The organism is Hymenobacter latericoloratus (assembly GCF_014199535.1).
Taxonomy (GTDB): Bacteria; Bacteroidota; Bacteroidia; order Cytophagales; family Hymenobacteraceae; genus Hymenobacter; species Hymenobacter latericoloratus.
Window position 1 is genome coordinate 55,652 of record NZ_JACHNV010000001.1, and the last position, 24,952, is coordinate 80,603.

General features: G+C 62.3%; 22 protein-coding genes. 15 read left to right on the plus strand and 7 right to left on the minus strand.

Annotated elements, in window-relative coordinates; translation table 11 throughout:
• Positions 1-16 precede the first annotated feature (16 nt).
• Positions 17-298 carry a hypothetical protein gene (locus GGU46_RS00240; protein WP_183401598.1) on the minus strand — a complete coding sequence of 94 codons (282 nt, stop codon included), beginning with the start codon at positions 296-298 and terminating at the stop codon, positions 17-19.
• A 184-nt stretch (positions 299-482) separates the two neighbouring features.
• On the opposite strand from GGU46_RS00240, the gene GGU46_RS00245 reads away from it, so the two are divergent.
• Together GGU46_RS00245 and GGU46_RS00250 are read left to right on the plus strand one after the other, a co-directional pair.
• Positions 483-1,118, plus strand: a complete 636-nt coding sequence (locus GGU46_RS00245) for an RNA polymerase sigma factor (protein ID WP_183401599.1) — start codon at positions 483-485, stop codon at positions 1,116-1,118.
• A complete protein-coding gene (locus GGU46_RS00250; protein WP_183401600.1) occupies positions 1,105-2,556 on the plus strand; it encodes a TonB family protein in 1,452 nt (483 codons plus the stop codon). The genes GGU46_RS00245 and GGU46_RS00250 overlap by 14 nt, the downstream gene beginning before the upstream one ends.
• Positions 2,557-2,903: 347 nt before the next feature.
• On the opposite strand, the gene GGU46_RS00255 is transcribed toward GGU46_RS00250, so the two are convergent.
• Positions 2,904-3,200 carry a hypothetical protein gene (locus GGU46_RS00255; protein ID WP_183401601.1) on the minus strand — a complete coding sequence of 99 codons (297 nt, stop codon included), beginning with the start codon at positions 3,198-3,200 and terminating at the stop codon, positions 2,904-2,906.
• Positions 3,201-3,389: 189 nt separating this feature from the next.
• Between GGU46_RS00255 and fumC the strand changes: the two genes are divergently transcribed.
• The 8 genes from fumC to GGU46_RS00295 all read left to right on the plus strand — a co-directional run bounded on the left by fumC (position 3,390) and on the right by GGU46_RS00295 (position 12,952).
• Positions 3,390-4,796: a class II fumarate hydratase gene (gene fumC, locus GGU46_RS00260; RefSeq protein ID WP_183401602.1), complete on the plus strand. Its 1,407-nt coding sequence runs from the start codon at positions 3,390-3,392 to the stop codon at positions 4,794-4,796.
• Between the two features lie 176 nt (positions 4,797-4,972).
• Entirely contained in the window at positions 4,973-6,010 is a 1,038-nt protein-coding gene (locus GGU46_RS00265) for a DHH family phosphoesterase (RefSeq protein WP_183401603.1), read from the plus strand.
• A 175-nt stretch (positions 6,011-6,185) separates the two neighbouring features.
• Positions 6,186-6,782: a GNAT family N-acetyltransferase gene (locus tag GGU46_RS00270; RefSeq protein WP_183401604.1), complete on the plus strand. Its 597-nt coding sequence runs from the start codon at positions 6,186-6,188 to the stop codon at positions 6,780-6,782.
• Entirely contained in the window at positions 6,775-7,182 is a 408-nt protein-coding gene (locus GGU46_RS00275) for a diacylglycerol kinase family protein (RefSeq protein WP_317171822.1), read from the plus strand. The genes GGU46_RS00270 and GGU46_RS00275 overlap by 8 nt, the downstream gene beginning before the upstream one ends.
• A gap of 110 nt (positions 7,183-7,292) precedes the next feature.
• A complete protein-coding gene (locus tag GGU46_RS00280; protein WP_183401605.1) occupies positions 7,293-7,760 on the plus strand; it encodes a DUF6970 domain-containing protein in 468 nt (155 codons plus the stop codon).
• Positions 7,761-7,840: 80 nt separating this feature from the next.
• On the plus strand, positions 7,841-8,344 hold the full coding sequence (locus GGU46_RS00285; RefSeq protein WP_183401606.1) for a DinB family protein: 504 nt from the start codon (positions 7,841-7,843) through the stop codon (positions 8,342-8,344).
• Between the two features lie 116 nt (positions 8,345-8,460).
• A complete protein-coding gene (locus GGU46_RS00290; protein ID WP_183401607.1) occupies positions 8,461-9,084 on the plus strand; it encodes a thioredoxin family protein in 624 nt (207 codons plus the stop codon).
• A gap of 397 nt (positions 9,085-9,481) precedes the next feature.
• Positions 9,482-12,952 carry an Ig-like domain-containing protein gene (locus tag GGU46_RS00295; protein WP_184093936.1) on the plus strand — a complete coding sequence of 1,157 codons (3,471 nt, stop codon included), beginning with the start codon at positions 9,482-9,484 and terminating at the stop codon, positions 12,950-12,952.
• A gap of 71 nt (positions 12,953-13,023) precedes the next feature.
• Here the strand turns inward: GGU46_RS00295 and GGU46_RS00300 are convergent, their stop codons facing one another.
• Together GGU46_RS00300 and GGU46_RS00305 are read right to left on the minus strand one after the other, a co-directional pair.
• Positions 13,024-13,869, minus strand: coding sequence for a DUF4382 domain-containing protein (locus GGU46_RS00300; RefSeq protein WP_183401609.1), 846 nt, complete (start codon positions 13,867-13,869; stop codon positions 13,024-13,026).
• A 117-nt stretch (positions 13,870-13,986) separates the two neighbouring features.
• Positions 13,987-17,070, minus strand: coding sequence for an AsmA family protein (locus GGU46_RS00305; protein ID WP_183401610.1), 3,084 nt, complete (start codon positions 17,068-17,070; stop codon positions 13,987-13,989).
• Between the two features lie 255 nt (positions 17,071-17,325).
• On the opposite strand from GGU46_RS00305, the gene GGU46_RS00310 reads away from it, so the two are divergent.
• Complete coding sequence (locus GGU46_RS00310) at positions 17,326-18,375, plus strand: PorP/SprF family type IX secretion system membrane protein (protein ID WP_183401611.1); 1,050 nt, start codon at positions 17,326-17,328, stop codon at positions 18,373-18,375.
• A 68-nt stretch (positions 18,376-18,443) separates the two neighbouring features.
• Positions 18,444-19,703: an SUMF1/EgtB/PvdO family nonheme iron enzyme gene (locus GGU46_RS00315; RefSeq protein WP_183401612.1), complete on the plus strand. Its 1,260-nt coding sequence runs from the start codon at positions 18,444-18,446 to the stop codon at positions 19,701-19,703.
• 267 nt (positions 19,704-19,970) lie between these two features.
• Here the strand turns inward: GGU46_RS00315 and GGU46_RS00320 are convergent, their stop codons facing one another.
• Positions 19,971-20,675 carry a ComF family protein gene (locus GGU46_RS00320; RefSeq protein ID WP_183401613.1) on the minus strand — a complete coding sequence of 235 codons (705 nt, stop codon included), beginning with the start codon at positions 20,673-20,675 and terminating at the stop codon, positions 19,971-19,973.
• 224 nt (positions 20,676-20,899) lie between these two features.
• Here GGU46_RS00320 and GGU46_RS00325 point away from each other — a divergent pair, with 224 nt between their 5' ends.
• The 3 genes from GGU46_RS00325 to GGU46_RS00335 all read left to right on the plus strand — a co-directional run bounded on the left by GGU46_RS00325 (position 20,900) and on the right by GGU46_RS00335 (position 22,560).
• Positions 20,900-21,277: a carboxymuconolactone decarboxylase family protein gene (locus GGU46_RS00325; protein ID WP_183401614.1), complete on the plus strand. Its 378-nt coding sequence runs from the start codon at positions 20,900-20,902 to the stop codon at positions 21,275-21,277.
• Between the two features lie 2 nt (positions 21,278-21,279).
• Positions 21,280-21,633: a hypothetical protein gene (locus tag GGU46_RS00330; protein ID WP_183401615.1), complete on the plus strand. Its 354-nt coding sequence runs from the start codon at positions 21,280-21,282 to the stop codon at positions 21,631-21,633.
• 156 nt (positions 21,634-21,789) lie between these two features.
• Complete coding sequence (locus GGU46_RS00335) at positions 21,790-22,560, plus strand: exodeoxyribonuclease III (protein WP_183401616.1); 771 nt, start codon at positions 21,790-21,792, stop codon at positions 22,558-22,560.
• Between the two features lie 165 nt (positions 22,561-22,725).
• Here GGU46_RS00335 and GGU46_RS00340 read toward each other — a convergent pair whose 3' ends face one another.
• Together GGU46_RS00340 and GGU46_RS00345 are read right to left on the minus strand one after the other, a co-directional pair.
• Positions 22,726-24,015: a protoporphyrinogen/coproporphyrinogen oxidase gene (locus GGU46_RS00340; RefSeq protein WP_183401617.1), complete on the minus strand. Its 1,290-nt coding sequence runs from the start codon at positions 24,013-24,015 to the stop codon at positions 22,726-22,728.
• A 72-nt stretch (positions 24,016-24,087) separates the two neighbouring features.
• Positions 24,088-24,924, minus strand: a complete 837-nt coding sequence (locus GGU46_RS00345) for a toxin-antitoxin system YwqK family antitoxin (protein WP_183401618.1) — start codon at positions 24,922-24,924, stop codon at positions 24,088-24,090.
• Positions 24,925-24,952 lie beyond the last annotated feature (28 nt).

Here is a 24,952-nt window from a genome sequence, read left to right on the forward strand (position 1 = left end):
TAAATTGACTACCTATTCAGGGCTTAGCAGTAGTTGGCTCAGGCTGTTCTGCGGCCCAGCGGTGCAGCCGCTTCTCCCGGCGCTGGGCCTGCCGGGGCGCCGTGCGGGCTTCGTCGGCCCGAATGCCGGCACATTCCTGGGCGTTGGGCAGCCGCCACGGCAATACCGGTGAGGGCCCGACAGCGGCAGCCGCGGCGGGGTTCAGGGTATCGGGAGGGGTAGGGCGCTGGGCCCGCACCGGCTGGGTAGCGACGAGGGCCAGGGCTGAACCGGCCAGCAGGAAATAGGAAGGCAACATAACCGAGGGCGTTAGGGTAGCAGCTTGTATTTCAGATGCCCCCGGCCAACGGATTCCACACGCCACCTGAAAAATATTTTTACCGGCTTGCCTTTCGAGGCTCTGCTAGACGATTCCGGCCCGGCCGCGCCATGCTTTTCCGGCCTGAAAGCGTAGCTTTCGGTTCTGGCCCTTTTGCCCTGGTATGTTCTTTCGTCGCTCCCGCCGTCCTGCGCCTGCTGCCGAGCTCTCCGATGCGGAGCTGCTCCGGCGCTACCATGCCGAGGGCGACGTGCACGACCTGGGCACGCTCTACGACCGGCACATGACCGAGGTACTGGCCATCTGCCGGCGCTACCTCCGCGACGAGGAAGATGCCAAGGACGCCGTCATGCAACTCTTTGAGCAGTTGGTAAGTAAGTTGCGCCAGCACGAGGTGGAGAACTTCGCACCCTGGCTGCACGCCACGGCTCGCAACCATTGCCTGATGGTGCTACGGGCCCGGCAGCGGGCGGGGCCGGCAGCGGGTGGGGCGCTGGTGGTGCATTTTCCGGATGCCGCCGGTATGGAATCGGCGGCGGCCCGGCATCTGGCAGATGATGACCCCACCGAAGCCGACCTCCACGAACAGCAGCTTCAGCACTTGGAGCACGCCCTGGCTGAGCTACCTCCCGGCCAACGACGATGTCTGGAGCTGTTCTACCTCGAAAAGAAATGCTACCGCGACATTGCCGAGCTCACCGGCTTTGATCTGAACGCGGTGAAAAGTCACCTCCAAAACGGCAAGCGCAATCTGCGCCGCCACCTCGAAACTACTGCCGCTTCCAATGCTTCGCCCTGACTCTGCTTCTGCGCCTACCCCTCCTGCCAGCCGGCACCTGCCGGTGGAGGTGCTGCGCCAGTACGCGGCCGGGACACTGACGCCCGCCGAGCAGCACCGCGTGGAAGCCCACACCCTCGACTGCCCGCACTGCGCCGATGTGCTGGAAGGCCTGGAACTGCAGCCCGCCGCCGTTACCGATGCCAGCCTGGCCGAGCTGCGTCAGCGCCTGGGCGCCCGCGTATCAGAACTGGCTACTGAATCGAAGCCCAAACCCGCGCTGGGGCTAGCTTGGCAGCAACTGGCGGCCGCGGCCGCGCTCTTGCTCACCCTAGGGGCCGCCGTGGTGTGGTTTACTCTGCTGCGCCCGGCCCCACAGGATACGGCCGCGCGGCCTGCCGCTATGCGGCGCGAAGCCGTGGCTACGGCTCCCGTTGCTCCCGCTGCCCCCACTCTGGAAGCACCGGAAACGGCTGCCGCCCGGGCAGCCATTCCGGAAGTAGCCGCGGTTACGCCGGGCGCAACTTCCCGCGCAGCCTTACGCCCGCGGCGCTCCGCTGGGAGGCCGGCCCGGGGCCGGACGGAGTCAAGCGTAAACGGTGACGCCGATGTTCCGGTGGAAGTAGCCGGTCTGGGGGCAGCGCAGGGGTGGGCCGGGGAGAAAGGAGCGGCTGACGCAGCCGCGGCTCCGGTAGCCGTTACGGCACCCGATTCCGTCCGTACTACCTCGGCCCGCGCGGCCGAGGAGTACGCCGCAGCTCCCCCGCCCGCGGCTGCCATGCCAATGGTCGGTACTACAGCCGTAGCGAAGCGGAAGATAGCCGCCAGCCCCCTGGTTATGGATCAACAAAAAACGGCCGCCCCGGAAGCGGCTCGCACTATTCGGGGGCGGGTAACGGACACTGCTGGTGCACCAATGGCTGGCGCATTTGTAACGTTTCCAGGAGCTTCTACAGGAGTTTCAACTAACTCAGAGGGCTATTTCAGTTTGAAGGTACCCCCTACGGAGCAGCTATACATTAGCTCCATTGGCTACGTCACGCAGGTGCGTACAATACGCCCCACAGACTCCACCCTAACACTGGCCCTCACCCCCGACACCAAAGCCCTGAGCGAGGTAGTGGTAGTCCGCCGCGACGCCCCGCCGGCGCCCATGGCGGTAGGAGCTATGCCGGCCGGGGGCTACGCCAGCCTCAAAAAGTACCTGCGCGACAGCCTCGACTACCCCGAAAAAGCCCTCGAAGACCGGCGCGAAGGCAACGTGAAGCTCCGCTTTGTGGTGGGCGTGGACGGCAAGCTCTCCGACATTAAAGTGGTGAAGAAGCTCTCCGAGGAGTGTGACGCCGAAGCCACCCGGCTGCTGCAGGAAGGCCCGGCCTGGTTTCCCGCCATTCAGAACGGCCGCCGCACCGCCCGCACCGTCGAAATTACGGTGCCGTTTAAAATAGAAGAGCGGTAAAGGCTACCCGTCATGGCGAGGAGGCCCGACGAAGCCATCCTTCCTGACCAGTGTGCTACCCCCTGAAACGTGACAAGCCCTTGACGTATGGTATCGCCAAGGGCTTGTTGGGGGTAGGGAGCGGGGCTTGCCCCCGCCCGGCGTCAGCGCCGTTACATTTATATGTAGTCGTTGTTCAGGCGCCCCGTTTCCCACGTCCGGTCAGGCGTCCGCGCCGTTAAATTTACGTGTAACCGATGTTCAGGCGCCGGGCGGGGGCAAGCCCCGCTCCCTACATCTAGTTAGGAGAGAAGCTTTGCTCTGCTTGCTGCGTCCTCTATTCAGTTGCTCCATTACTCAGCTACTCTTTAGCCGCTGTAGCCGCCGCCGCTTTCGGGTTCGGTGGCGCTGCCGCCGGCTTTGTCGGGGGTAGGCAGGTCGGGCTCGGTTTTCACTTCCAGCTGGCTGTAGTCGGGGGCACCGTTGCCGGCCACGGGCACGGGCGTTTCATCGGCATCGGCGCTGGTGCTGGTCGTGGCGGCCGAAGGCGGCGTGGGGGCCGTGTTTTCCTGGGCGGGCGGCGTCACGGCAGAGGGCTGAGCCGTGGTAGGCTGGTCGGGCTGTACGGAAAGAGCGTCGGATTCTGATTCAAAGGTCTTGTTCATGACAGTAGAGTAGCTAGGTAGAATGCTTGAGCTAGGCTATACGCAGCCCGCCGGCCCAGGGCCGAGCCAACCCGGCGCAGAATTTTGGGGTAGGGGTGGCGGGCCGTACGCCGTTACGTACTTTTGCGGCGCGTCGGGGCTTGCCGCGCGCTTTCTTGTCACCTTATTCTCTTCTCACCCACTAGAAGCATGACTCAGTTTCGCACCGAGAAAGACACCATGGGCACCGTGCAGGTGCCGGCCGACGCCTACTACGGCGCCCAGACCCAGCGCTCCATCGACAACTTCCAGATTGCCCAGGACATCAATAAGATGCCCAAGGAAATCATCCGCGCCTTTGCCTACCTGAAGAAAGCCGCCGCCCTCACGAACCGCGACGCCGGTATTCTGTCGGCCGAGAAAGCCGAGCTGATTGGCCGCGTCTGCGACGAAATTCTGGAAGGCAAGCTCGATGCGGAGTTTCCGCTGGTGGTGTGGCAAACCGGCTCGGGCACCCAGAGCAACATGAATGTGAACGAGGTAGTCGCCTACCGCGGCCACGTGCTCAACGGCGGTCAGCTTTCCGACGAGAAGAAGTTTCTGGCCCCCAACGACGACGTAAACAAGTCACAGTCCAGCAACGATACCTTCCCGACGGCCATGCACATTGCGGCCTACAAGATTCTGGTAGAGAAGACCATTCCCGGCATTGAGAAGCTGCGCGACACACTGCGGGCCAAGAGCGAGCAGTTCATGCACATCGTGAAAATCGGCCGTACCCACCTCATGGATGCTACCCCCCTCACGGTAGGCCAGGAGTTCAGCGGCTACGTGTCGCAGCTCGACCACGGCCTGCGCGCCATCAAGAACACCCTGGCTCACCTTTCGGAGCTGGCCCTGGGCGGCACGGCCGTGGGCACGGGTATCAACACGCCCCCCGGCTACTCCGAAAACGTGGCCAAGCATATTGCCGACCTGACCGGCCTACCCTTCATCACGGCCGAAAACAAGTTTGAGGCCCTGGCCGCCCACGACGCTATTGTGGAAGCTCACGGCGCCCTAAAAACGGTAGCTGCCTCGCTAATGAAGATTGCCAACGACATTCGTTTGCTGGCTTCGGGCCCGCGCGCCGGCATCGGCGAGCTGCACATCCCCGACAACGAGCCCGGCTCCAGCATCATGCCCGGCAAGGTGAACCCCACCCAGTCGGAGGCCATGACCATGGTAGCGGCGCAGGTGATGGGCAACGACGTAGCCATCAACATCGGCGGCATGAACGGCCACTTCGAGCTGAACGTGTTCAAGCCCCTGATGATCTACAACTTCCTGCACTCGGCCCGCCTCATCGGCGACGTGTGCGTGTCGTTCAACGACAAGTGCGCCGTGGGCATCGAGCCCCTGGAACAGAACATCAAGAAGCACGTTGACTCGTCGTTGATGCTGGTTACGGCCCTCAACCCCCACATCGGCTACTACAAAGCCGCCGAAATTGCCCAGACGGCCCACAAAAACGGCTCGACCCTCAAGGAAACCGCCCTGCAGCTCGGCTACCTCACCGAGGAGCAGTTCAACGAGTGGCTCAAGCCCGAAGACATGGTAGGCGAAATCAAGAAGTAAGGTTGTAGCGCGAACGTTGTAGTTCGCGTATTGCCGGGCATCTTATACTGTGTAACCAGCCCGACAACACGCGAACTACAACGTTCGCGCTACAACCTAAGCGCACTGCTTTACGAACAACGGGCAGCCGGCTACCATGCGGGCTGCCCGTTTTCATGCCCGCATATCCGCAATTTGTGGCACCCTTCCGTGCCTTTCTGGATCAAATTCCGGCCGGGGGCCGCGTGGTGGTGTTCTGCCATTTCGATGCCGATGGGCTGGCTGCCGGGGCCCTGTTCGGGCGCGGCCTCCGCCGCATCAACCCCGGCTGGCAGGTGGAGGTAGTGCCCTCCGGCAAGGGCGAAAACGCCTTCCTGACCCCCGGCGCCCACGAGCGGCTGCTGGCCCTCAGGCCCGATGCCCTGATTGTAACAGACCTGGGCGTGCACGCCCACGGCACTCTGGAACCTCACGGCGTGCCGGTGCTCTACGTCGACCACCACATTCCGGAAGGGCAGCCCCCGGCCGGCGGCACCGTGCTGACCGGCTACGGCCTTGACCCCGTGCCCTGCTCGGCCTGGCTGGCCTACGAGCTGCTGGCCGCCGAAGCCGACGTGACGGATCTGCAGTGGGTAGCGGCTATAGGGGTTATTTCCGACCTCGGCGACCAGGCGGCCTGGCCCCCGCTGGCAGCCGTGAAAAAGCAGCATACCGCCAAGTGGCTCAAGGAAGCCGTGGCCATGTGCAACGCCGCCCGTCGGGCCGGGGAGTTCGACCTGGCCCTACCCCTGCGCTACCTCCTCCACGATGACAACCCCCGCGGCCTGGCCCAGGACGCGGTGCTGGCGGGCTACCGGGCCGAGGTAGCGGCCGCTTTGGCTGCCGCCCGCAAGCTACCCCCCAAGTTCCCACCCAAAGGCCCTGAGGCCGCGCCCGTGGCTATCATCACCATCAACTCCGCCTGCCAGATTCACCCGCTTATTGCCCAGCAGTGGATTACGCGCCTCGCTGATAGAGTGGTGCTGTGCGCCAACCTGGGCTACCTGCCCGAGGGCATGGTCGCTATTTCGGGGCGGGCTGCCGGCAACCTGCACATTCCGGACCTGCTGCGGGCCGCTTTTGCTAGGGTCGGCGCTACCCCGCCCGCCAATTTCGCCCACGGCCACCCCCAGGCCAGCGGCGGCCACCTTTCCCTTTCTGATTATGCCCTGCTGCTGCGGGGCCTAGGCTACTAGGTCCCTACCCCCGGTCGGACGGGCGGAGCCCGTCCGACCGGACCGGGCGGGCAACCGCACAAAGTCAGCAATACCGAGCAGGTAGCGTTGCCCGCGCCGTGAGAATGTGCGCAATCATGCAAACCAGCGGGAATCTGTGATTTATCTTTGGAGCCGTTCCCCTCTCAGCCTGTTCATGGATTTCGCCCGCTGCATCACCCTGGAAAATAGCCGCGTCCGCCTGCGGCCCCTCGACCTCTCCGACTTCGACGACCTGAAGGAGGTAGCCTTCGACCCGGCCATCTGGCAATACACGACCACCCCCATGCCCCAAAATAGCGTGGAGCTGGCCGCCTGGCTAACCCAGAGCGTGCGCGACCGGGAAGCGGGTCGGCGCTACCCCTTTGCTATTGTGGACCGGCAGACGGGGCGCGTGGTGGGTAGCACCAGCTACGGCAACATTGCTTTGGATGACTGCCGCCTGGAAATTGGCTGGACCTGGCTGGGCCGCGCCTACCAGCGCACCGGCCTGAACCGCGCCGCCAAGCACCTGCTGCTGAAATACGCCTTCGGAGAGCTGCAGTGTGAGCGGGTGGAGCTGAAAACCGACGCCCGCAACTGGCAAAGCCGCGAGGCCATGCGCCGCATGGGGGCCACCGAAGAAGGCATTCTGCGCAGCCACATGAAAACCCAGGGCGGCCTCCGCCGCGACTCGGTATATTTCAGCATCCTGAAGCCCGAGTGGGACCAGCTGCGCCATACCGTTTTCCAGCAGTTCGACGCCCGTGGCTGAGCCCCAGGTTCCTACCCCCCGCCAGCCCTCAAGCCTGCTGCGCCGCCGGGCTGCTAGTTTCGGCTACGCGTTCCGGGGCGTGTGGGCGTCCTTGCGCACCGAGGTGCATCTGTGGTTTCATGCCGCCGCTACGGTAGTAGTGGTGGGGCTGGGGCTGTACTGCGGGTTGGCGCGGTGGGAGTGGGTAGCGGTGGCCCTGGCTGTGGGGGCCGTGTGGTGCGCCGAGCTGGTGAATACCGCCATTGAAGCTGTCGTGAATCTGGTGTCGCCGGAGTATCACCCGCTGGCGGGCCGGGCCAAGGATGTGGCGGCGGGCGCCGTGCTGGTAATGGCCTTGGCGGCGCTGGCCGTGGGGCTACTGATTTTTGGGCCGCGCCTGTGGGCGGAGCTGGGCTGGTAGCACCAGAGAAAGCGGAACTACTGCGGCCTGCCTGCGTAACCAAGCTTTGTGTGCATATTTGCCGCCCCTTTAGCCCTTCGGCGCGGGGAGAGTTTCAACCCTGCTCGCTTATGCGTTCTTCCCTGCTTCTCGTCCCGGCCCTGACAATGCTGCTGCACCTGGCCGCCTGCCAGCGCAACGTGGCCGTGACCACTCCCACCGATGCGCCCCAGACGGGCATGGCCGGCAGCGTATCAACGCCGGCGCCTACCTCGGCTAATACCATTGAGCCTACCCCCCGGCCCGATGCTGTGTTTGATGCCGCCCGGCGCCCCAAGTGGCTGGCCGACCGGATTCAGCAGCACCTCAACAACGAGAAGCAGAATCCGCCCATCCACATCTACAGCTACCAGTACGATGGGGCCACGGTGTACTACGAAAGCAGCCCCTGCTGCGACCAGTTCACGAACCTCTACGCTGCCGATGGCAAGCTGCTCTGCCACCCCGACGGCGGCCTGACCGGCCGCGGCGACGGCAACTGCCCGGACTTCACCAAAACCCGGACCGACGAAAAGCTGGTTTGGCAAGACCCTCGCTAAAAGGAAAGCGGTAATGAAGTGACAGGGCATCATACTTCATTACCCCTCACTTCATTACCCCATTACCTTCTTTCTTCCCCATGATTAACACCATTGAAAAGCTGGGCGCCTACACCGTGTGGGCCAACCAAACCCTGCTGCAGCACCTCGACGGCCTAGTGGCCCAGGGCGCTACCCTTCCGGCCGGAGCCCTGCGCCTGTTCAGCCACGTACTCAATGCCCAAGCCATCTGGCTGGGCCGCATGACCAACACGCCCAGCCCCGTGAAAGTGTGGCAGGAGCACGACTTAGCTACCCTGCACCACTGGCACGAGCAGACCTCGGAGCGGTTCTATCAGTATGGTATTCAGGCCGATGAGGCCGAGATGCAGCGCCTGATTACCTACACCAACTCTATTGGGGAGGGCTATACCAGCCAGATTTCCGACATTCTGACCCACGTGCCGGTGCACGGCAACTACCACCGCGCCCAGGTAGCCAAGGAGCTGCGCGCGGCCGGCCTGGAGCCCATCAACACCGACTTTATCACCTATTGCCGCGAGCTGTCGGCCAAGGCCGAGGCCGCCGACGTGCCCAGCCTGTAACTTCGGGGGGCGTTGCTGGGTAAACCCTGCCGGATGGTGGCCCACCACCATCCGGCAGGGTTTTTCGTTGATATACCCATTCGCCCTCTTCTCCCTCATCAGCTACTATTTTCGCTATGACAACCTCTGCCCCCCAGCCTGCCGTGCTGAGCCAGGAGCGCCTGAACGGCGCCTACTCCTATGCCGCCTACCGCCGCCTCATTGATGAGCTGCTGGCCCAGGGCAAAACCACCGGCCCCAACCAGTCGGATATGCTTACCAACTATACCCGCCTGAATGTGCAGCGCATGGAGCGCCTCGATAAAAAGGCGGAGCTGCTGCCCGAGCTGCGGGAGGCGCTGGGCAAGTTGCAGCAGCAGTACGTGTGGGTTATTATTACGGAAGGCTGGTGCGGCGACGCGGCCCAGATTGTGCCCGTGCTCGAAAAAATAGCCCAGGCCAGCCACGGCCGTATTACCACCCACTACCTGCTGCGCGACGAAAACCCGGACCTGATGGACCGGTATCTGACCAATGGCGGGCGCTCTATTCCTAAGCTGATTATGCTGTACGCCGATACCCTCACGGAAGCTACTCAGTGGGGCCCCCGCCCGGCAACGGCCCAGGATCTGTTTCTGGAAATGAAGGCAGCCGGCGCCACCCACGAGGAGTTTGCCGAGCGGCTGCACGGCTGGTACGCCCAGGACAAAACCCGCCATACCCAGCAGGAGCTACTGCACCTGCTCTCCAGCATGGCGTAGACTGGTCCGGCTCCGTTGCGCATCTACCCAGCGCCTGTTAAATTTTACTTGCAGGTAAAATTTAACAGGCGCTGGGTGATTTTTTAGTAGAATATGTATTCATTGTAAAATACAATAGTAGGTGTAGTACCAGGTGTGATAAAAAGAGACTTTTCCCCATGTAGGAAAAACAGAGAGTATTTGTAGATTCATATTGGGAGGTTGTTCTATAGAATGGAAATTTGGTCGATTACTACCAAATAACCATCAATAGTAGTTGTTTGCATTCGTGTGGCTTGGCTGTTGTGAAAGTTGGTCTAATTGAAAAAGTTATATAATCTGCAATAAATTTGTGAATTGGTTTGCTGAAGCAAGCAAGCTAAACGAAGGGCAGGTTCTTTTCTTTTTACAACTTTCTATGAAAACACATTTCCGCAGTGTACCCCGGAGAGCCGCGTTGAGTAAACGGCGTTGGGGCCGGGTTGGGGGCATGGTTAGTGTGCTGGTAGCCCTGCCCGGACTTGCCTGGGCCGTGGCGCCGGTAACCCGCAACGATGCCGTAATACTTCTGAACACGGCCACCTCAGCCACCATCAGTGTGCTGGACAATGATGCGCGGGGCGGCCTGGGCCTGGGCAGTGATGCCATTGATCCAACCACCGTAACCCTAGTGAGTGCTTCCGGCGCTACCAGCACCACCAACATGGCCGGCAGCAACGGCGGTACCTTCTCGGTGAACCCTACGACGGGCGTGGTGTCGTTTGCCCTGCCGGTTAATCCTCAGCCGGGCAGTCGGTTCCAAACTACCGTGCGGTACACGGTAAAGAGCGTAGGTGGTTTTCTGAATGGCGTAGCCACCTCGGAGCCCGCCACCATCACCGTGACGGTCAGCATTCCGCCCGTGGCAGCCAACATCCGGACGGGGGCCATGCTGAGCAGCGCTGCGGCCACAGCCATTACCAGCCTCGCGGCCACTGCGGCACCTAACACCACGGTTACCAGCTTCAGCCTGAAAACCCTGCCCCAGGGTGGTACCCTGCTCCTGAATACTACCCCCGTTACGGCGGCCCGCCTCTTCAGCACCGAAGAAGCCAAACAGCTATACTTCGATCCGGCGGGCAATACGTCCGGAGAGTTTACTTTCACCTACACCGGCATCAACAACGATGGTCTGGAGTCGGACCCGGCTACCTACACCCTCCCGGTGGCCAACACCCCACCCGTGGCCGTCAACGACCCTACGGTAGTGGTGGCCCGCAACACCATTGCCACTATTGCCGTGCTCGACAACGACTCGGACGCGGACGGCCGGCTGGCCCCGACCACCGTGGACCTGAACCCCGAGCAGGCCGGCATACAGGCAGAGCGGACCGTAGCCAGCCAGGGGAAATTCACGGTATCGGCTCAGGGCATTGTTTCCTTTACCCCTTTGCTGAATTTTGGCGGCACCAGCACCATTACCTACACCGTGCAGGACGATAAAGGTCTGACTTCGAACCCGGCCGCCATTCGCGTTATAGTGAACAGCGTTACCTCGGCCTTCGATGACAGCAACGAGGTAGAGAAGAACACCACCGCTTCGGGCAACGTGATTCTGAACGATACCGATCCGCAGAACACGGGCTTTACCGTGAGCCTAATTGCTACTGCCAAGCATGGTAGCTTGGCCCTGAACCCCGACGGCTCTTACACGTACACCCCGCAAACGGGCTTTCTGGGCGAGGATAGCTTTGTGTATCAGGCCTGCGACCGGACCGCTACGCCCCAGTGCGCTACCGCTACGGTGCACCTGAACGTGTACGACCCGGCCGTGCAGTGCATTGCGGCCACCGGCCCGAACCAGCTGGTAAACCCGGGCTTTGCCAGTGGCAACGTGGGCTTCAATACCAACTACGAGTACCAGCCCGACGACCCGCTGCGGGCCAACGAGCTGACGCCGGAAAACACCTACGCCATCGGGCCCGATGCCAGCAAGTACCACGGCAACTTCCGGGGCAACGGCACCGGCGGAGCCGCCGACAACTTCCTGATGATCAACGCCACTTCGGCCATCCGGACGCTGTACAGCCAGACGTTTAAGGTGCAGCCCAACCGCTACTACACCTTCTCGGCGCACTTTAACAACCTGATTCCGACGACCATGAACATTGCCGACCCGATTGTGGGCTTTGTTATCAATGGGGCCTCCACTTCCGGCACGCTAACGGTGCCGGAGTCGCCGGACCAGTGGGTGAAATACTCCGACGTGTGGTACTCGGGCAACAATACTACCGCTACCTTCGAAATCCGCAACCTGACCCTGGATCTGGCCGGCAACGATATCGGGATTGATGATCTGTACTTCGGTACGTGCAACGCCGTGCCGGTCGCCAATAACACGGCCACCCGGCCGCTGCCCAGCACGGCCCCAGCCACGGCCATAACGCCCCTGGAGGCCACCGACCCCGATGGTACCATTATTTCCTACACCATTACCTCCCTACCCCAGTCCGGCGCCGGCATACTCTACGTGAATGGCCTGCCGGCTACGCTCAACCAGGTAGTGCTGCCCGCCGAAAACAGCCAGCTGTCTTTTGACCCGAGCGGCACCCAGAACGGCAACATCACCTTTACGTTCCTGGCAACGGATAATACGGGCTCTACCAGCAACACGGCTACCTACACCATACCGGTGGGCCAAACGGCTCCCCTGGCCGACAACGTCCTGATGGCCCCGGCCATTCCGAACACGGCCGCGGCTACCATCCTGAAGCCCCTGGTTGCCACCGACGGCGACGGCACGATTGTAAAATATGTGATTACCAGCCTGCCCAATGCCCAGGCCGGTACCCTGCTGCTTGGCAACCAGGCAGTTGCGGCCGTGCCGCAGGAAGTGCAGCCCAGCCAGCTCGGCCAGCTTGCCTACGACCCCTCCGGTACCTACGCCGGCACAGTGGCCTTCAGCTACTATGCCGTTGATAACCAGGGTAACCTCTCGAATACGGCCATCTATACCATTCCCATTGGCAACCAGATGCCGGTAGCCCAGAACAAGAACGCACCGGCTCTGCGCAATACCAGCGGCGCTACGCCGCTCAGCGCCCTGGAATCGACGGATGCCGATGGCTGGATTGCCTCCTATACCATTGCGGCCCTGCCCGCGAAAGGCACCCTCACGCTGAACGGGGTGCAGGTATCGGCCGGACAAACCATCCGGCCCGAGCAAGCCAGCGAGCTGTCGTACGCACCGCCTCAGGCAGAAACGGGCCAATACTCCTTCTCGTACTACGCTACCGATAACCTGGGTGGTCCCTCCAATATGGCTACTTACGCGGTGCCCGTATCGGGTCCGCTGCCGGTGAAGCTGGTTGGCTTTACGGCCAAGGCCGTGGGGAATACTGCCCGCCTTGCCTGGAGCACTTCCGCGGAGCTGCACAACGACCGGTTTGAGGTAGAGCGCAGCACCGACGGGCAGCAGTTCCGGCGCATCGGGCAGGTACGGGGCCAGGGCACCACGGCCACCGGCGCCACCTACCAGTTCACCGATACCGCCGTGCCCGCCCCGGATGCCGCCGGCCTGGTGTACTACCGCCTGAAGCAGGTGGATATCAGCGGTGAATCAGACTACAGCCAGGTGCGTACGATATCTTTCCCGCGCCCGGAGGTGCCGGCTGCCCTGGTGGTGGCCCCAAACCCCTTCCGCGACCATGTCAGCCTGAGCCTGTCTGCCCTGCCGGCCGGCACCTACCAGGTAACCGTCGTTGATGGTACTGGTCGGGTGTTGTACCAGGGGGCGCTGGGTGGCGGCCAGGTGCAGCGCCTGGAAGCGCGGAACTGGCCCGCCGGCTTGTACACCGTGCTGGTACGCGGCAACAATGCCCAGTTCAGCCAGCGCATCGTGAAAGAATAAGTGGCGCTTATTGCCTATCAAAAAAAGCCCTGGCTGCACAGCCAGGGCTTTTTTAGTAGCAGTAGGGGTAGTTAATTCAGGGAAGTAGCGCCAAGCTCCGTTACCTGGTTATTGGTGACGGTAATGCCCGTACGCACCGCCAGCTTGTAAGCCGGCTGTCCGCTAGGGGCCGTAGTGCTGGGGTAGATGCGCACCTGGTAGGTGCCCGCCGGAAGACCGCTGAACTGGTAACCCCCCCCGGCATCGGCGGCCGTGCTGAACGTATCGGGCACGGTTACCGCGGAGCGAATGGCCAGCACCTGGGGTAGGGCCGCGGCGGGCGTAACCGTGCCGCGCAGGCCGCCGGCCAGCTCCTGGGTTACTACCCTGATTACGGGCTTGAGCAGATACCGCTCCTTCTTATCATTGCCGGCTTTCCAGTTGCCGCGCTCCACAATGGACTTGGCCACATCAAAGTCGAGCAGCAGCTGAAACGTTTCCCGCTCCCGCAGCGTGGTGTTGTCCAGTTTCAGCTTTACGCCCGAGGTCTGACCGCTGGGCGTTTTCAGATCGTAGCGCTGCCCGTCGCGCCCTATTACGTAGCTGTCGGGGCCCAGCAGCAGCCGAATTTCCTTTAGGTCGCCGGGCTCGAAATCGGTGCTCACCAGCAGGGCCGATTTGCCGTTCACGTAGTCCAGCACATTAATGGTCTGGGCCTGGAAGGGGAGCAGCTGCCAGCCGTCGGGGGTGGTTTCCTCTTTCAGGTGCACCTCAATCTGGCGCACGTCCAGCACCACGTTGCGGAAGTCGCCGGGGGCGTCCATCAGGCGTATTTCCAGCTTCGCGGCGTCGGTGGAGCTGTCGTTGTCTTGGCCGCAGCTAGCCAGCGCCAGCGGGGTGGCCAGCAGAGCCAAGGGAAGTAACCGGGTAAGCATCATGCGTGTGGGGTTGTGGGAAAAATAAAAACAGGGCCGTCAGCTTCCGTGTAGGAAGCCGGCGGCCCCGTTCGAGCAAGAAGTCAGCCAACTTTTACCGGGAGCGAAGCCAACGAAGTGCTACTGTCCTGCCTTCGTGCTATCGGCGGGGGTAGGGGTGGGCTCCGTTGGCTTGGGCTGCTCAGGGGCGGGCTTGGTGGGCTGGGCCTTGGGCTTCCCGAAAATCAGGTTGTTGAGGCCCTGCTTGGCTTTGTCCTGGAGCTTGGCCTGGGCTTCGAGGCGCTTCTTTTCCAGCTCCAGCCGGGCCTTGTCGGCCAGCTCCTGCTGCTTGCGCTGCAGCTCCCGCTGCAGGCTGTCCTGGGCTACCTTGGCCCGGGCCTGCAGCTTCAGCTTGGCGTCATCTACCTTGGCCTGCACAATGTTGCTGACCAAATCCTTGGCCTGGGCTTTCACGCTGCCGCTGGAAAGCTTCACCTGCGGGTTCGTAACGGTGCCCCCAATGGTCAGGCCCAGGGTTACCCGGTCGGTGCCCTGCAGATTCTGCACGCCGGTGAGGCGCGTGAGCTGGGAGTTGAGCTGGGTGCCGAGTTTGCCGGTGGGCACGTTCAGGGCCGTTACGTACTCCAGCCCCCCGCTGCTGATGTTATTGGAGCCGCCCACCGTCATCTTGATCTGGCCCACCGTCAGGTCGAAGGGCTTCACCACGAAGTTGCCGTTGATGATTTCGGCGGCCACGTCCTTGTTGTCCACGGCAAACTTTTTCAGCTCCTGAAACTGGGTCAGGGTACTGATTTTCTCCAGCACCGAGGAGTTGGCCACCGCGGCCCGCACCACTTCAAACAAGCCCTTGCCAGTGAGCGTGTTGTAGCGGGGCATCATGTCGGGGCCCATTTCCCCACTCACGTTGAAGTTGGTGGAGAATACGCCCTCCAGGCTGCTGGCCAGGGGCACCATGGCCTTCACGGAGTTGAAAGCCCTGAAGGCATTCTGGAAATTCAGGTTTTTGATGTTCAGGCCCAGGTTGAACTTAGGGTGGGCCAGGTCTTTGCTGCTGTAGCTGCCGCTGGTAGCAAAGGATCCGCCCAGGGTGTTAAAGGTCAGTCCGTTGAGAATAGCTGCCTGGTCGCGCACGGTTACTACCCCCTTCACGTTATCGAGCCTGAGGTTGTCATACACCACCTGCTGCACGGTGGTGTTTAGCACCAGATCAAACTCCTTCGGAATCTGCAGCACACCTTCGGCCTTGGCCGGCGCGGCACCGGTAGCGGCCACCGTGGGCTTCTGCGACACCTCATCCACCATCCACTCGTTCACGTTGAAGCGGTTGCTGTTCACGGTTAGGTTGCCGCGCAGGGGTTGGCCGGGCACGAACAGGTAGCCCAGGTAGTTGCTGATGGTGCCCGAGGCGGCAATATCGGAGGAGCCTACCGAGCCGGCCATGTTCTGGAGCACAATCTTGTCGTTGTTGAAGGTGGCCGTGGCCCGCGTCACCTTCATGCCCTGGGGCAGGTCGGTGCTCTTGTAGGTAATGTTCTGGGCGTTTACGGTCCCGGAGGCTATAACCGTCTGGTAGCGGCCGGCCTCAATGTCGGCCATGTTGCCTTTGGCGGCCACGTTGCCGTTGAGGCGGCCCGTCACGGTCATGCCCTGCAGGGGGAAGATCTTGGTCAGCTTGGTCAGGTCGATGATGCCGTTCACGTCGGTATCGAAGCGCAGCTTATCCACGCCCTGGGTGGCCACGCGGCCCTGCAGCGGCTCCCCGTCCAGCAGCATCCGGAACTGCGGAATGTCCACGCGGGTGTCGTTGAGTTGGCCGGTGGGGTTCGTGACGGTGCCATTGAGGGTTAGGTTCTCGATGGGGGCCGGAAACTGCTTGCTCTTCACGTAGCCATTGGTCAGGTTCAGCTTGGCCTGCACCACCGGCATCTGGGTGCTCGAATACACGCCCCGGGCCGTGCCATCCACGAACAGCTTGCCGCGCAGCAGCAAATCCTGCACCGGGTACACCTTCATCATCTCGGCCAGGTCCACGTTGGCCTTCACCCGGCCGTCCACCCGCATCGGCTCCAGCCCGTCAATGGCCACGTTGCCGTCGATGGGGTTCGCGCCCAGGTCGAGGTGGAACTGCTTTACGTTCACTTTCACGTTGTTGGTGAAACCCGAGGGGTTATCCACGGCCAGGTCCACGTTGATGTTGCGGGCCCGCTGGGGTAGTTGGGGGTAGTGGAAGCTGCCCTCCTTTACCTGCAGGTTCAGGCCGTAGCCGGGCATCTTCACCGCGTTCTGCACGCCCTTGAAGTAGCCGTCGAACGCGACCTTGCCCGTGGCCTCTATGTCTTTGAACTGCGCGGTGTAGGCGCCGGGCACCAGGCTCAGAATGTTCTTGAAGTCGGTTTCCAGGGCCCGGAAGGTCAGGTCGTAGGTGATGTCGGTGGCGTTGGGCAGGCCGATGGTGCCCTGGAATGTGGCCGGAAAATCGTTCAGCTTCACCCGGTTGTCCTTAAAGGTGAAGAGCATCTCCTCCAGGTTCATGGCCAGGGTCACATCGGCATCCAGCTTTTTGTTGGTGATGTACTCGGTGCCAGCATATTGCATCGAGAGGCTTTCGGCCGTGGTCTGGCTGACCATATCAAACACGTTCCGCTCGAAGTCGCCGGAGCCGGTATGGTTCACGCCCCGCAGCTGCATCCCGAACGGAATGGTCAGGTCCTCGTAGCGCAGCCGCCCGTTGTTGATCTGCCAGCCCTGAATAGCCAGGCTCACGGCCGTGGTGTCCTGCCCCTTGGAGGCCGCCGCCGAGTCCGATACGTACACGTCCCAGTTAGCGCGTCCGCTTTTCAGCACCCGCAGGCTCAGGTCGGGCTGCTCCAGGGTTACGTTCTTAATCTTGATCTGCCCGCCGCCCAGCACACTCAGCAAATCCAGCCCTACCCGCACCCGGGGCAGGTAGGCCAGCGTGTCGCGGGCAAACGAGTCCTGGCCGATTACCCGCAGCTGGTCGAGCTGCAGGGCCAGGTTCGGGAAGGAGCTGAGCAAGGTCACGTCCACGTTGGCCGGGTCGTACTGCACCGTAGCCTTCACCCGTTGGGCCAGCTGTTGGTCGAAGGCCGCTTTAATCTTGTCCTTGAACAGCAGCGGGGCCAGGCCCAGCCCGGCTATCAGGACCACCAGAAAAATCAGCAGCCCAACAAAGAACTTACGCATAACGGTAGAGGAAAAAAGAGAAGCGAAGAAGAGGGCCAGCGGCCGCAGAATCCAATCGGCACGGGTCAGGCAAAAGTAGTGCGAAACCCTACCAGCCGCGGGGAAAGACCCCAAAAAAACGATAAGGTTGAGTTTCCTAACGCGGCTACCCCCGCAGCTGGTGCCACAAGTCAGAAAAGAAAATCCCATTTTAGCTCTCCGGACGCCGCCCACCGCGTACCAAATCCGGAGCTTTCACCGTTAGGATTCGTGTTTATGCCGCTGCTCCGCCCGCCGTACCCGTCTATCATCCAGTGCCGCCGCGGACTGCTGGCGGCCAGCCTGGTAGTGGGCGCGGGTGGCCTGGGCCAGGCTCAGGATTTGTACTTCGCTCAGCCCTACGCTAACCGCCTGCAGCTCAACCCCGCCTACGCCGGCCTGCTCGACGATTACAGCCTCACGCTCAGCTACCGTAACCAGTTCCCGACCCTGGCCGGCACTTTCCAAAGCAGCCAGCTGGCCGCCGACTACCGCCTGCCCAACCAGCGCAGCGCCGTGGGCCTGCTGGTAAACTACGACCGGACCGGGGGCATCGGCTACACGCGCTTGCAGGCCGGCGGCGTGTACGCCTACCACCTGCGCCTGAATGAGCAGCTGAGCCTGAGCGGGGGGGCGTCCGTAAGCTACGGGCTGCAGCGCGTGAGCTACGGCAACCTCGTTTTCGGCGACCAGCTTTCCGACGAGGGCGTCACGCGCGACTTTAGTTTGGAGGTAGCAGACTATAAGCCAGTGCACTACGTTACTGCCGGCGTAGGCGGGCTGCTGTATACGGAGCGGTTCTGGCTGGGCGCGGCGGCCCACCACCTGAACCAACCCGATCTGGCTTTCGTCTCGCAGGCTACCCTGCCGCTGCGCCTGAACCTGCAGGCCGGCTACAGGCACTATGTTGTTCGCTCCACCACCAAAGGCGAGTATCATGAAATCAGTGTGGCTCCTACCGTGGCCTACAGCCAGCAGGGCGGCTCCCGGCGGGCCGAGGCCGGACTGTACTTTACCGCGACGCCCCTCACGCTGGGGGCCGTGTACCGGGGGGTGCCGCTGCCCGGTGCGCCTAAGCCCCAGCAGGTTCTGACGGTGCTGGCCGGGGTAGGGGTGGGAAGTTTTCGGCTCGGTTATAGCTACGATGTGAGCCTCAGTCAGTTCAGCCGTGATTTAGGTGGCGCTCATGAAATTTCGCTGGCCCTTCGGGAGTTTGATTCGCTGGAAGCCGCCTGGCGCCGGCTGAAACGACGGAATTACCCGTCAATTCCTTGCCCGGCCTTTTGATTTTTTGTATTATTGCAGCCGACTTGCCTTGTCTAAACGCTTTTCTAACAGGTAGTTTCAACTTGATCATGAATTTTTCCAAGTACTTGCGCTTTGCTGTTGTGGGAGCTTGCGCGCTGGCCGCCTGTAAAGGAGGGCCTCCTACCGCCACCAAACCCGGTAAGTATAGCTCTACCACGGGCATCGAATACAATACCGAGGAAGGCATGAAGGTGTCTGATTACAAAGGCATTCCTGAGGGTCCCGGTCTGGTGTTTATCGAAGGAGGTCGTACGGTTCTGGGCTCCTCCGAAGAGGACGTGGCCATGACCCACGACAACATCGAGCGGACCGTAACGCTGGCATCCTTCTATATGGATGAAGCTGAGGTGGCTAACATCCACTGGCTGGAATACCTGCACTTTGTGCGCAAGGACTCGGCAGAAGAATTTTATCAGTCGGCCCTGCCCGATACCACCGTGTGGGCCCGCGAGCTGTCGTTCAACGACCCCTACGTAGATTACTACCTGCGCTACCCCGGTTTCCGCTACTTCCCGGTAGTGGGCGTAAGCTGGCTGCAGGCCAACGACTACTGCACTTGGCGCACCGCTAAAGTAAACGAGCGCCTGGCCGGTGAAAGCGGCGAAGGCGACGAGGGGGGCAGCGGAGGTGGTGGCCTGTTTGGCCGGAAGAAAAACAAAGGTGGCGATGCTGCCGAAGGTACTTCCGAGGACGGCGGCAAAGCCAAGATTGCCATTGAGAACGGCAACACGCTGCCCAACTACCGTCTGCCCACGGAGGCAGAGTGGGAATACGCTGCTCAGGCTCTCGTTGGTACTCAGGAAACCGGCAACGAAAACCAGGAGAACAAGCGCATCTACCCCTGGGATGGCCGCCAGGTACGGAACCCCTACGGCAAGAACATGGGCCAGTTCCTGGCGAACTTCAAGCGGGGCCGCGGCGACTACGCCGGTATTGCTGGCGCTCTGAACGATGGCGCCATGATTACGGAGTACATCTACAACTACCCACCCAACGACTACGGCCTGTACAACATGTCGGGCAACGTGAACGAGTGGGTACAGGACATCTACCGTCCGCTTTCCTTCGAGGACGTGGAAGATCTGAACCCTTTCCGTCGTAATGGCTTCCTCGACCCTTCCGAGCGCTACGACAAAAAAGGCTACCAGTCCCTCATCGACGACCACGTGCGCGTGTACAAAGGCGGCTCCTGGCGCGACGTAGCCTACTGGCTCTCGCCGGGTACGCGCCGCTTCATGGCTGAAGACTCGGCAACGGCTACCATTGGTTTCCGTTGCGCCATGATCAACGCCGGCTCGAACAAATAAGGATTACGGATTTTCGTGGACGATTACAAAAAGGCCACCTCGCAAGGGGTGGCCTTTTTGTTGGTTGGCGTCGGAGGTGGCTCGGCTGTCTGGCTGGGCTTGCTGCTAGTTGAGGGGGTAGGGTGGCAGAGTCCCGGCCGGGTTATGACTTGTGGTTATCTTGTTCTTTACTGCTTCCGGCTGCCCTTGCAGAGTTACGTTCCGGCTTTGCCTTCGCCAAGCCCGCAAAATCCGTGATGGCCCGGGCCCATTCGCGACAATCCGTGATTAGCGGTCGGCAGTGGCAATGGTGGCCACGCTGACGGTAGCGGCACCCGCAGCCAGCAGTACGGTAGCACAAGCTTCCAGGGTAGCGCCGGTAGTCAGCACGTCATCCACTACCACTACCCGGCGGCCGGCTATCAGCTCCGGCCGGGCCACCTCAAAAACTTCCGCCACGTTCTGCCAGCGCTGCAGGCGGCTCTTACGGGTCTGCGACTCGGTTCTGGTAATACGCCGCAGGCCGTCGGGCTGCCAGGGGCAGTGCAAGCTAGCGGCCAGGCCTTCGGCGAAGCTGTCGGACTGGTTATAGCCGCGCTGGGCCAGCCTGCGGGCGTGCAGCGGCACCGGCAGAATCAGGTCGAAGTCGGGCGCGAAGCCGGCCTCAACCAGCTCCTGCCCAAACCAGCGGCCCAGCACTTGCCCTACCTCCTGTTGGCCTCGGTACTTCAGCTGGTGCAGCAGGTGCTGCACGCGGCCATGCTTCTGAAAGCGCAGGTAGCTAAAGGCATGCTGCACCGGCAGCTTGCCCCAGAACCGTCGGGCCAGCGGGTTTTCCGTGGGTGGCAGGCGGTGGTAATCGGTGTAAGGCAGCTGGGCGCGGCACGCCGTGCAAATATGGTCTTCGCCCCGCGCCAGGGGCTCCTGGCAGGCCAGGCATACCTGCGGGAAAAGCAGGGCAACAAAATCGGTAACAAGCGTAGCGAGAGGCATAAAGAATAAAACACGGGGGTGGCCGGCTGCGGCGCGGGCGGCACAACGCGGCCTTAAACATGAGGCACTGGCGAACTTCTCCCTAATTTTAAGGTTTAAACCCGACTCCCGGAAATTGTTGTGGCCCCCCGCCAGCGGCTGGCCAACGGGGTCCGCCGCACCTGTGCTGCCGAGCGGCAGCACTGGCGCCCGGGTAACCTGTTCACTTTTTACTTCGCCTAGTTATGAGCCTCGTCTCAGAATTCAATGACTACCGCCAGCGCATGAACGAAAAGATCATGGCGGCCGATAACAAGGTTATTAAGCGGTTTTTCAACCTCGATACCAATACATATCAGGAAGGTGCCCTGAATGTAAAAACCAAGGAAATGCTGGGCCTGGCCTGCTCCATGGTGCTGCGCTGCGACGACTGCATTAAGTACCACCTGGGCAAGTGCTACGAGGAGGGCATCAACGACGAAGAAATCTATGAGGTCTTTGCCATTGCCAACCTCATTGGGGGAAGCATTGTCATCCCGCACTTCCGCCGGGCCGTGGAGTACTGGGAGGCCCTGAAAGAGGAAGCGGCCGTGGCTGCCCCGCCCCATTCCCACGACGCCTAGCCATGCTCGACCCTCAGGAAACGGAGGCGCAGTTTGAGCAGCGCTGGTGGGAGCTGATGAACCAGCTGCGGCAGCGCTTCGGCAAAAAGCCCGACCTGAACGCTCTGCTGCTGCTCATTGGCGTGCAGGAGCTGGGCCAGGGCGCCGGCCCCTTTACCAAGGAGCAGAAGCAGGACCTGATGCACATTGCTACCTGCCGCCTGTTCAGCCTTTCCGGCTACTACGAGCTGGAGCGGGTGGACGAGGATGGCTGGCCCCACTACCGCCTCGTGCACCCAGTGCCCTTTGCCAACCTTAAGGAGCAGGAGCGAATGCTGAAGTGGCATATTCTGGAGTATTTCGATACCCAGGAGTAATCATTACAGCGGTTCCTGCCGGGCACTAAGCCGGGACGTTTTGCGCCGGCTGGCACTGTAGCGCGGCAGCATCGGCCCGTGCGGTGTTGCAGCTGGCCCGACTGGCAGTTGGGCCCGAAACTCATTTCTTGAGTAACATTCCCTTACGTATTGCCCTTGAACATTATTTCCTATAACGTGAATGGCCTGCGCTCGGCCCTGAGCAAGGGGCTGGTGGACTGGGTGCGGGAAGCCAACCCCGATGTGCTGTGCCTGCAGGAAATCAAGGCCGGGCGGGAGCCGCTGGATGTTTCCGGGCTAGTGGCCCTGGGCTACCACGCCTACCTGCACCCGGCCCAGAAACCCGGGTACAGCGGCGTCGCCACGTTTTCAAAGCAAAAGCCCACCGCGGTAGTAGAGGGCTGTGGCACGGCACTGTATGATGCTGAGGGCCGGGTGTTGCGGCTTGATTTTCCGGAGTACTCGGTCCTGAACGTGTACATGCCCTCGGGCACGAGCGGGGCCGAGCGCCAGGCCTTCAAGGTAGAGTGGCTGCACTTTTTCCGGCGCTACGTGCGTGAGCTGCAGGCCGCAGGCACTCCCCCGCTCATTATTGGCGGCGACTTTAACTGCTGTCAGCGGGAAATTGACCTGCACAATCCCAAGGCCAACCAGCAAAGCCCCGGCTTCACCCCCGAGGAGCGGCAATGGTTCCGCGACCTGCTGGCCGACGGCTATACCGACTCTTTCCGCCACCACCACGGCGACGCCCCCGGCCACTACTCCTGGTGGACCTACCGGGCCGGCGCCCGGGCCCGCAACGTAGGCTGGCGCCTCGACCACCTGTTGGTAGATGAAGTGCTGCGGCCCCGTATTCAGGAGGCGCATTTGCTCCGCGACGTGGTGCACTCCGACCACTGCCCGGCCCAACTGATTCTGGCCGGGTAGCCCACCCCGGTCCGGTGGGCGGAGGCGCCCGACCGGCCGAGGCTCGTGCGGCCTACCCCCTTCGTGCGCCCAAACCTTTGTGGGTGGGCGTCAGTACGAAGTCAATCCGTCCGGCGCGCCGCGTCCACCCAAACCGGGTGGGCGGGAACCGGCGCGAGGCGGCGGTCAGGAAGAGCTAAGGAGCGCTTCGGCTACCTCGCGGCCCGAGGCCATGGCGGCGTTCAGGGAGGGGTAGGCCGTGTGGTCGCCGCAGCGGTACAGGGTACTGTGCAGCTTCAGGGGTTGCCGGGCAGGCTGTCCGGCCGCGTATACGGGCAGGGCGTGCGGAATGAAGTAGGTGCGCAGGTGCCGCCACTGGGCTGCCTCGGGGCCAAACCAGGCCGTCAGCTCGGTCTGCAGCTGCCGGGTCAGGTCTGCTTCCGGGAGGCCATGCTCGCCGTGGGTACTCACGGATACCAGCCGCTGGCCGGCGGGAGCGTAGGCCGGCGCCACATCCGAGGAAAAAGACACGTTGTGAGCCAGGCCGGTAGGCGAGGCGTTAAGCCGCAGCAGCTTGTCGGGGCGCTGGGGGGTAGCGGGGGCCGCAAAGTACGTGCAGGTGGTCTGGCGCCACTGCACCGGGTTGGCCTCAGGGGCGGGCGGCAGCAGTTGGGCGGCGGCCGCGCCGTCGGTGGCTACCACTACGGCCGCGGCCGCAACGGTTTCGGTGGTTGATAGGCGCACCAGGGTTCCTTCGAGAGCGGTAACAGCGGTGTTGAGCCGGATACTGCCCGCGGGCAGGCGGGCGGCCAGCTGCTCCGGAATCTGCTGCATTCCCAGCGCCGGTATGGCCGCTTCGCCTTCCACAAATTGCTTGAATACGAACTCAAAGAAGTTGGCCGCCGTGCTCAGGCTCCGGTCGAGGTACACGCCCCCGAAGAAGGGCCGGAAGAAGTTGTTGATGATCTGCTCACTCCAGCCGTACTGCCGCAGAAAAGTGAGGGTATCCAGCTGGTTGGTGCTGTTGCGGCTGATAAGCTGGCCGCTGGTGTAGCCGCGCACATGCTGCACCAGGCTGGCAATACGCAGCTTGTCGGGCAGGGTACCCACGCGGGACGTAAGGGCCGAAAACGCCGCCGTGGGTTGTTGCAAGGGGTTTTGCAGGGTGGTTTGCTGCCCGTTGGGCAGGCGAATGACGGCGCCGGAGCGGAATGCCTGCAGCTGCAGGGCACCGTAGTCGATGAGGTGCTGCACCTCGGGGTACTTGGTTTGCAGCACCTGAAAGCCCCGGTCGAGGCGGAAGCCTTCCGGGGTTACATCCGTCCGGACCCGGCCGCCTACCGCATCCGCGGCTTCCAGCACCAGCACGGGCCGGCCGGCGCGGTGGAGGTAGCAGGCGCAGGTGAGGCCCGCCATGCCGGCCCCGATAATTACAACGGGCAGTTCAGAATCAGAAGTAGTGGCGGCAGTAGTCATACCCTGCCCAAACTCCAAAACCCGCCCGAAGGTTGGGCTGCGCGCTGAAACCGGGTGAGGGGCTCGCCCAGGCTACTGGGTGGCCGCTTTGGGTGGGCCAGACGGGCAGTTAGGTTGCACCACAAATTCCTCGGCCTGGCTGTAGGTGTCCAGATCAGTAATGTAGATGCGCGAGGCCTCGTAATAATAGATGCCGGATGGCCGCGTAAGGCCGGCCCGGAAGCGCCCTTTGGCAAAGGTTTCTTCGGCCAGAACTTTCTGCTTGCCCGTGGTTTCCTGCACGCGCCACTTGCCGTCGGGCCGGCCGTTGGCTACGGCGCCGCTTACGCGCAGGTCACCATCTACCCGGTACCAGGTGCCCTGCCCATCCTGCACGGTCTGCTGGCCTTCTTCGGTCCAGAATTGCTGTATAAGCAGAGTATTGCCGGCGCCGAAGCTCAGCACCTGGCGCTTCTGGCCCGAGGGGTACCAGTAGGCCCAGTTGCCCACGGGCTTCCCCGCACAGTAGTAGGCCCGAACGGCAAGCGTACCATTCAGGTGAAACACCTCAAACATCCCGTCCTTGAGGCCGTTGCGGTACGTGCCGGTCAGGGCCGGTTGGGCATTGTGCATCCAGTAGTCGCGCACGTAGCCGAAAAACTGCCCGTTATCGTCGAAGCGAGTATGGCGCCGGATGGCCGAGCAGCCGGGTGGGCACAGGTCGTAGTCGGCGTTGTAGAACAGGGCAATGCTGTCGGGCCCCAAAATGCGGTAAGGCTGGCTGGCGCTTACCTTTCTGGCGAGGGCAGGGGTAGCGCGCTGGGCCGAGTCGGGCTGCTGGGCCAGGGCAGGCAGGCTGATAAGCAGCAGCGCCCCTGCCAACAAGAAGCGCAAACTGCGGAAAAGCAGAAGAAAGCGACGGTAGGGCATGGGCGCAGAACGGGGCTACTGCCGGGGC

Excerpts from the sequence above, each read along its gene's own strand:
- GGU46_RS00240 (WP_183401598.1), bottom strand. The coding sequence starts at position 298 with ATGTTGCCTTCCTATTTCCTGCTGGCCGGTTCAGCCCTGGCCCTCGTC.
- GGU46_RS00245 (WP_183401599.1), top strand. The coding sequence starts at position 483 with ATGTTCTTTCGTCGCTCCCGCCGTCCTGCGCCTGCTGCCGAGCTCTCC.
- GGU46_RS00250 (WP_183401600.1), top strand. The coding sequence starts at position 1,105 with ATGCTTCGCCCTGACTCTGCTTCTGCGCCTACCCCTCCTGCCAGCCGG.
- GGU46_RS00255 (WP_183401601.1), bottom strand. The coding sequence starts at position 3,200 with ATGAACAAGACCTTTGAATCAGAATCCGACGCTCTTTCCGTACAGCCC.
- fumC (WP_183401602.1), top strand. The coding sequence starts at position 3,390 with ATGACTCAGTTTCGCACCGAGAAAGACACCATGGGCACCGTGCAGGTG.
- GGU46_RS00270 (WP_183401604.1), top strand. The coding sequence starts at position 6,186 with ATGGATTTCGCCCGCTGCATCACCCTGGAAAATAGCCGCGTCCGCCTG.
- GGU46_RS00280 (WP_183401605.1), top strand. The coding sequence starts at position 7,293 with ATGCGTTCTTCCCTGCTTCTCGTCCCGGCCCTGACAATGCTGCTGCAC.
- GGU46_RS00285 (WP_183401606.1), top strand. The coding sequence starts at position 7,841 with ATGATTAACACCATTGAAAAGCTGGGCGCCTACACCGTGTGGGCCAAC.
- GGU46_RS00290 (WP_183401607.1), top strand. The coding sequence starts at position 8,461 with ATGACAACCTCTGCCCCCCAGCCTGCCGTGCTGAGCCAGGAGCGCCTG.
- GGU46_RS00295 (WP_184093936.1), top strand. The coding sequence starts at position 9,482 with ATGAAAACACATTTCCGCAGTGTACCCCGGAGAGCCGCGTTGAGTAAA.
- GGU46_RS00300 (WP_183401609.1), bottom strand. The coding sequence starts at position 13,869 with ATGATGCTTACCCGGTTACTTCCCTTGGCTCTGCTGGCCACCCCGCTG.
- GGU46_RS00305 (WP_183401610.1), bottom strand. The coding sequence starts at position 17,070 with ATGCGTAAGTTCTTTGTTGGGCTGCTGATTTTTCTGGTGGTCCTGATA.
- GGU46_RS00310 (WP_183401611.1), top strand. The coding sequence starts at position 17,326 with ATGCCGCTGCTCCGCCCGCCGTACCCGTCTATCATCCAGTGCCGCCGC.
- GGU46_RS00315 (WP_183401612.1), top strand. The coding sequence starts at position 18,444 with ATGAATTTTTCCAAGTACTTGCGCTTTGCTGTTGTGGGAGCTTGCGCG.
- GGU46_RS00320 (WP_183401613.1), bottom strand. The coding sequence starts at position 20,675 with ATGCCTCTCGCTACGCTTGTTACCGATTTTGTTGCCCTGCTTTTCCCG.
- GGU46_RS00325 (WP_183401614.1), top strand. The coding sequence starts at position 20,900 with ATGAGCCTCGTCTCAGAATTCAATGACTACCGCCAGCGCATGAACGAA.
- GGU46_RS00330 (WP_183401615.1), top strand. The coding sequence starts at position 21,280 with ATGCTCGACCCTCAGGAAACGGAGGCGCAGTTTGAGCAGCGCTGGTGG.
- GGU46_RS00340 (WP_183401617.1), bottom strand. The coding sequence starts at position 24,015 with ATGACTACTGCCGCCACTACTTCTGATTCTGAACTGCCCGTTGTAATT.
- GGU46_RS00345 (WP_183401618.1), bottom strand. The coding sequence starts at position 24,924 with ATGCCCTACCGTCGCTTTCTTCTGCTTTTCCGCAGTTTGCGCTTCTTG.